The 1,351-nt window shown below is 40.0% G+C and carries 1 protein-coding gene; it reads left to right on the forward strand.

What is annotated here, in order from left to right:
* Positions 1 to 121 precede the first annotated feature (121 nt).
* Complete coding sequence (locus H7U17_RS20555) at positions 122 to 445, forward strand: ATP-binding cassette domain-containing protein (protein ID WP_186758770.1); 324 nt, start codon at positions 122 to 124, stop codon at positions 443 to 445.
* Positions 446 to 1,351 lie beyond the last annotated feature (906 nt).

Below are 1,351 nucleotides of genomic sequence, written 5' to 3' on the forward strand. Positions count from 1 at the left end.
CAAACGTAAGATGAAGTCACAAATGCCTAAAATAAGGAAGGAAATTAAGGTATATGAAAATAACGTGGCTATGGGAATCCAAAACAAACATCCTCAAATAGCTCCTGAATTTAAATAATTCATGCCTCAACTTTTAGTAATTGCTGGATGTAATGGAGCTGGCAAATCTTCTTTTTCACAAGTTTTATCTCCTGATGCGGTAGAAGTGTTTGATTATGACAAACATTATTTGGGCATTTACCAATCGCTAATCCCTACTGAATTTCAAGAAACGATGGCGCATAATATGGCTTTTGGGGAGTTGGAAAAACAAATCCAAGAGGCAATAGACCAGCGTCAATCATTTTCTTATGAAACTAATTTCAACTCTACTCCATTACATTGGCCAGCAGTCTTTAAAAAGAATCATTATGAGGTGAATAAAGTTAATAAACCTCTATCTTAATTTCATCTCTTAAACTGTCCACTTTTTGCTGACGTTAAACAAGATAAACCTCCTTTAGCTAATATCCCCAGCTGGATGAAGAATGCTTCTTTACCTTAATATCGTGGGAATTTGAAATTCCCTTCTGAGTTAATTGATGCTAGATGAAGGATAAATATATTAAGGTGTAAAGTCCACCAGCACCCAGGGAGTGTATTGACATAGCCTATTATATTTACTCCATTATTTGCCATAGTAACAGGATCCAGCTTTGGAAATAGAAAGAAACAACCTATTACAGTTCCTTACTTTTTGTCTTAGACACAAAAAGTAACAAAAAAGTCAAGCCAGAAATAAAGCTTCTGCCCGCAAGCCCTCCGCTGGCCCGCATTTCTGGCGGCCTCCCGCGCTTACTTATATTATTATCGGAAGGAGTATACGTTTTTAACAGGGGAAGTATACCTGTTCACCTAGAGGTGAGTTATCCGAGCTGGAAAGAAAGGTTTGCAGTATAAAATCATCATGCTATTGCGAGCGCTATGCAGTAGGGCGCGTTGGCCGATGCAAATCCGGGCCAGCGTTTGGCCCTGCGTGTGGAAGGTTATTTGCATCTTGATCTTTTTGGTTCGTTTTTGGATTAAGGCAAAAATGAACAATACCTAAACTGGGGAGAGGCTGCACTGACTGGTTATTAATTAAGAAAGCCCCGGCTGGATGAAGAATGCATCTTTACCTTAATATCGTGGGAATTTGAAATTCCTGTTATGCCGTGGCGTAGCTCAGCTGTCAGGACAATGGGGTAATGACCTCTTAAACGAGAGAGCCTGCCCTGCAGGCTGGCTACTCGCTAAAAACAGTCACTGACTGTTTTCTTAACGCTCGTTCCTCTTATGGATGCTTCCAGTCCTATTCGATGACTAGTATACT

This window comes from Echinicola salinicaeni (genome assembly GCF_014280965.1).
In the GTDB taxonomy this organism is placed as follows: domain Bacteria; phylum Bacteroidota; class Bacteroidia; order Cytophagales; family Cyclobacteriaceae; genus Echinicola; species Echinicola salinicaeni.

Coding starts and splice junctions, on each gene's coding strand:
- H7U17_RS20555 (WP_186758770.1), top strand. CDS start 122: ATGCCTCAACTTTTAGTAATTGCTGGATGTAATGGAGCTGGCAAATCT.